Here is a 4,180-nt window from a genome sequence, read left to right on the forward strand (position 1 = left end):
ATTCTCAAGCTAATCAGAATATAAATAACTTGAAGTATGTTTATAAAATTGATAATCAAGAAGATGAAAGAAAACGGGAGCAAGCTAGAGATACTTTAAATAAAATTTATCCTAATGGTGGTATTAGAGAATTTAATAAAGTAAATGAGGTGAATAAATGAGATTGTTTACTTGTTTATTAGCCTCCTTAGTTCTGACTGGCTGTTTATTTTGGGAGTTAATGCCGTCATATTCCTCGTATTGGGATGAAGATATTTGGATACATAAAAATACCAAGCAACCTTTAAGTAGAGATATTGATATGGATTGCTTTAATAAGTCCCTTGAAGGGTTTGAGATTAAAAATATATCAGGACTACCGAGTGTAGTAGGAGAGGATAATCGGGCAAAATCAGAAAAAATATATGCCTCTTGTTTAAGAAGAAAAGGTTTTATATTTAATGCCAGTTATAAATACTGTTATAAATTTAGAAAGGTATGTGAACTATACAATGAATATAGAAAATGAAAAATTAGCAAGAATATACGCACATGGCATTATGAATAAAAATGATGATGACCGCTTGCAAGGTGCAATTCAATATGGCGGAAAAGATTATTTAGAAAATGATGTATTAGTGGTCAGAAAACCTTATACATCACTTCAATCTGAGCTAACTTACACTGTGTTTGAACGTTTAAGAGCGGGCTTAGATATGCCGAGTATTTTTGGTGCTTCCAATGCCAGCCGAGAGCAAGCAAAAGTTTGGGGATTATTGGAAGAATATAACCGCAATAATCCGAATGCACAGGTAGATTTAAAACATCTTTCACATAGTTTGGGCGTTTCAAGCACAAAAAATGCGATGAACTGGGCAAATTATAAAGGAATGCAGTTCGATAATACGACATTAAATGCTAATACGGTGGGAACATCTTACCCGATGACCAATAATACTATTGGAGGAAGATTATCTTTTGGTTTGTATGATCAAGGTTATACAGAGAAAGCCTCCTCTTTATTTAGAGATGGAAAAGTGGAATATGCGGTAGCACCGGGCGATATTGTTGGTACAGGGCTTGGATTGCCATATTTGCCGGGCAGTTGGAGTATTGGAATTGGCAACACCAATACAACGGGAAATAATTTCCCAAGAATACTGGGTAGGATATTAACAGGAGATCATAATATTGCTTATTATAAAGATGAAGCTGTAATAAATTTCTTAAATCCCCGCAATAGTGAAAAAAATGAAAGTAATAGAAAAGATATAATCAATTATCAGAAAAAAGTCTGGGGAGAAATTGGTCCAAAAACAAAAGTGATTGAATTTAATGGTAAAACATCCCTAAAGGATAAAAAGGGAGGTGAATAATGAAAAAATTAGTACTCATATTCCCTTTTCTAATTTCAGGTTGCTATTTGGCTAATGGGTCACCAAATTCTTATAAATTTTGGACTAAAGATGGTAAGCATATTTCTTATGCAGAAAGACAATTTTGTTTCGAGAGGAGTAAATCTACTCTAAATAAAAAAGATAAAGAGAGACTTGAATATTTAGAAGACCGTTATAAAGAATTGGGATATTCGAATGATGGATTTTCAATAATGAGAACTGAGTATCCAAATGAATATCAAGAATATCTTTATCTAAGTGAGCTTATACCGCCTAATAGTCAATGTTATTATGATCTTGGCTATCGTTTTAAAGCACCGTTATCTTGGTGTTTGGCTCAAGATGGAGATAATACTAAGACTTGTATAAAAAATATGAAATATCGGAATTAGAAGGGATTTTTCAATTAAGAGTGATAATTTATGGAGATAAAATTCTAACAGATGAGCAAGCTCAACTTTTAAGTAAAGTTGCTACTGCAGGAATGCTGAATCTGAAACGAGAAGACAAAGTATCCAGTGCAATTTTATACGATAATGATTTATCCTCAATTGATGAAACCGCAGTTATTTTAAATCGTGGCAGTGCTGGGTATGTTAATGAATTTATCTTTACTGGATTTGAACGTTTCAGAGCGTGGGCAAATCTACCGAGTATCTTCGGTGCATCAAATGCTACACGAGATCATGCTCAAATCAATAAGAAATTGGAAGAATATAATGCGCATAGAATATCTGAAGGAAAAGCCGCAATCACTGCTAATAATGTGGCTCATAGTTTAGGTGTATGAGGTAATAAAAATATGCTGAATTGGTCAGAGTATGTTGGAAATGAATATAAGAACACGAAGATTAATTTCTTGCATTTAGGTGGTTCTTATCCGTCTGAAGAAATAGATAAACAAGCAAAAGGACTGTTTGGTGATGTAAATACTGAATATCATGGAGTGAAAGGAGATTGGGTTTATAAGGGTTTAGGAGGATTATTTATAGGAAACAATCCGAATGCTAAGCAGGTGGAGGGGTTAGGATTTGGTAAAGCACATTCGGATGCTAATCAGAATATAAACAATTTGAAGTATGTTTATAAATTTAAGGAGAATGGAGATAAAGAAAAGAAATGGGAAAAAACGGAGGAGGTTATACAAAAAGTTTATCCTGTTGATAGTAATAGAAAACTTAACACTATTAATCAGGAGTGATATATGAAATATATAATATATTTTTTTGTTTGTCTATTTATATCATCTTGTTCATTAGTCCCTTTATATTCTATATCTGATAGTGATGCAAAATGGGTTCATCGAGCAACAGGAGAAGAAGTTTCTCAAAAAATACTTGGAGAGTGTGCAGACTACGCTTCATTTAGTGTTATAAAACGGAAACCAAATCCTAATATAGTTGATAAAGAGTATCTTAATAATCTAGATAGAATATATGATATAGAAGGAAAGTGTTTATATGAAAATGGATTTATTTTTAAAGTAAAAATGTTTAGTGCTTATTGTTATAGACTGGAAGATGTTTGCAATGCTTATGATAAATATAGAAAATAAATATTGGTTAATTATGTTATTTTAAGAGCAGGTTTAGATATGCCAAGTATCTTCGGAGCTTCAAATGTCAGTCGAGAACAAGCAAAAGTTTGGGGATTATTGGAAGAATATAACCGGAATAATCCGAATGCACAGGTAGATTTAAAAGATCTATCACACAGTTTAGGCGTATCAAGCAGTAAAAATGCGATGAACTGGGCAAATTATAAAGGGATGAAATTCGATAATACGACATTAACCGCTAACACAGTAGGTACATCCTACCCGATGACAAATAAAACCATTGGAGGTAGATTATCTTTTGGTTTATATGATCAAGGTTATACAGAGAAAACCTCCTCTTTATTTAGAGATGGAAAAGTGGAATATGCGGTAGCTCCGGGGGATATAGTCGGTACAGGGCTTGGATTGCCATATTTGCCGGGAAGTTGGAGTATTGGAATTGGTAATACCAATACAACGGGAGATAATTTTTCAAGAATACCGGGTAGGATTTTAACTGGGGATCATAATACGGCTTATTATAAAGATGAGGATGTAATTAGATTCCTAATGCCAAATACAGATAAGTTTGATGAAGTCAAAAATTATCAGGAAAGAACATGGGGTAAAGTTGGACCAAAAACTGAAATAATTTATTTTAGAAGTAAGGAGATTATAAAAGAAAATAAGGAGGCGAAAGGTGAATAAATATTTAACTTGCCTTGTATTATTACTTCCCGGCTGTTATTTAGCAAACGGTTCTCCGTCTGATGTAAAGTTTTGGATGAAAGATGGACAAATAATATCTGTTAGAGAAATTTGGAACTGTGAGCAAAAAGCTTATGCTTCCCTAGGAGAAAGAAGTCTATTCTTATATAACAAATTTAGGAATAAAGAGAGTTTGTCTAATGAAGAATATAAGGAATTATCCAAGTATATCCCGAAAGCTACTCTAATAGTCAGACAATGTTATTATGATCTTGGTTATCGCTTTAAAGCACCATTGACGTGGTGTTTAACACAAGATGGAGATAACACAAAGATTTGTATAGAAAATATGAAATATAGGAATTAGGGATGATTTTATTCAAACGCTTAAAGGCAGGCTTAGACTTAGATATGCCGAGCATATTTGGAGTTTCAAATGCGACAAGAGAACAAGCTCAAATCAATAAAAAATTAGATGAATATAATGCTCACCAAATTGCTCAAGGTAAAACGCCGATAAATGCAAATAATGTGGCACATAGTTTAGGCGTTTCGGGCA

General features: G+C 33.2%; 8 protein-coding genes and 1 pseudogene. All 9 read left to right on the plus strand.

The window, feature by feature from the left end; genetic code table 11:
* The first annotated feature begins 157 nt into the window (after positions 1 to 157).
* The gene (locus ACFQ02_RS08205) at positions 158 to 508 is read left to right on the plus strand and encodes a hypothetical protein (RefSeq protein ID WP_380821619.1); all 351 of its coding nucleotides are present in this window, start codon (positions 158 to 160) and stop codon (positions 506 to 508) included.
* Entirely contained in the window at positions 492 to 1,355 is an 864-nt protein-coding gene (locus tag ACFQ02_RS08210) for a hypothetical protein (RefSeq protein WP_380821622.1), read from the plus strand. The genes ACFQ02_RS08205 and ACFQ02_RS08210 overlap by 17 nt, the downstream gene beginning before the upstream one ends.
* Positions 1,355 to 1,768 carry a hypothetical protein gene (locus ACFQ02_RS08215; RefSeq protein ID WP_380821625.1) on the plus strand — a complete coding sequence of 138 codons (414 nt, stop codon included), beginning with the start codon at positions 1,355 to 1,357 and terminating at the stop codon, positions 1,766 to 1,768. The genes ACFQ02_RS08210 and ACFQ02_RS08215 overlap by 1 nt, the downstream gene beginning before the upstream one ends.
* 20 nt (positions 1,769 to 1,788) lie before the next feature.
* On the plus strand, positions 1,789 to 2,166 hold the full coding sequence (locus tag ACFQ02_RS08220) for a hypothetical protein (protein WP_380821628.1): 378 nt from the start codon (positions 1,789 to 1,791) through the stop codon (positions 2,164 to 2,166).
* Positions 2,167 to 2,178: 12 nt separating this feature from the next.
* Positions 2,179 to 2,577, plus strand: a complete 399-nt coding sequence (locus ACFQ02_RS08225) for a hypothetical protein (protein ID WP_380821630.1) — start codon at positions 2,179 to 2,181, stop codon at positions 2,575 to 2,577.
* A gap of 3 nt (positions 2,578 to 2,580) precedes the next feature.
* Complete coding sequence (locus tag ACFQ02_RS08230) at positions 2,581 to 2,931, plus strand: hypothetical protein (protein WP_380821633.1); 351 nt, start codon at positions 2,581 to 2,583, stop codon at positions 2,929 to 2,931.
* 3 nt (positions 2,932 to 2,934) lie between these two features.
* A complete protein-coding gene (locus ACFQ02_RS08235; protein ID WP_380821636.1) occupies positions 2,935 to 3,621 on the plus strand; it encodes a hypothetical protein in 687 nt (228 codons plus the stop codon).
* Positions 3,614 to 3,988, plus strand: a complete 375-nt coding sequence (locus tag ACFQ02_RS08240) for a hypothetical protein (RefSeq protein ID WP_380821639.1) — start codon at positions 3,614 to 3,616, stop codon at positions 3,986 to 3,988. Before ACFQ02_RS08235 ends, ACFQ02_RS08240 begins: the two co-directional genes overlap by 8 nt.
* A 2-nt stretch (positions 3,989 to 3,990) precedes the next feature.
* Positions 3,991 to 4,180, plus strand: a pseudogene (locus ACFQ02_RS08245) (hypothetical protein); the annotation flags it as partial.

It is taken from the genome of Seminibacterium arietis (assembly GCF_042675725.1).
Classification (GTDB): domain Bacteria; phylum Pseudomonadota; class Gammaproteobacteria; order Enterobacterales; family Pasteurellaceae; genus Seminibacterium; species Seminibacterium arietis.

What these genes read in the sequence shown, in the direction of transcription:
- ACFQ02_RS08205 (WP_380821619.1), top strand. Translation starts at nt 158, where the DNA reads ATGAGATTGTTTACTTGTTTATTAGCCTCCTTAGTTCTGACTGGCTGT.
- ACFQ02_RS08210 (WP_380821622.1), top strand. Translation starts at nt 492, where the DNA reads ATGAATATAGAAAATGAAAAATTAGCAAGAATATACGCACATGGCATT.
- ACFQ02_RS08215 (WP_380821625.1), top strand. Translation starts at nt 1,355, where the DNA reads ATGAAAAAATTAGTACTCATATTCCCTTTTCTAATTTCAGGTTGCTAT.
- ACFQ02_RS08225 (WP_380821630.1), top strand. Translation starts at nt 2,179, where the DNA reads ATGCTGAATTGGTCAGAGTATGTTGGAAATGAATATAAGAACACGAAG.
- ACFQ02_RS08230 (WP_380821633.1), top strand. Translation starts at nt 2,581, where the DNA reads ATGAAATATATAATATATTTTTTTGTTTGTCTATTTATATCATCTTGT.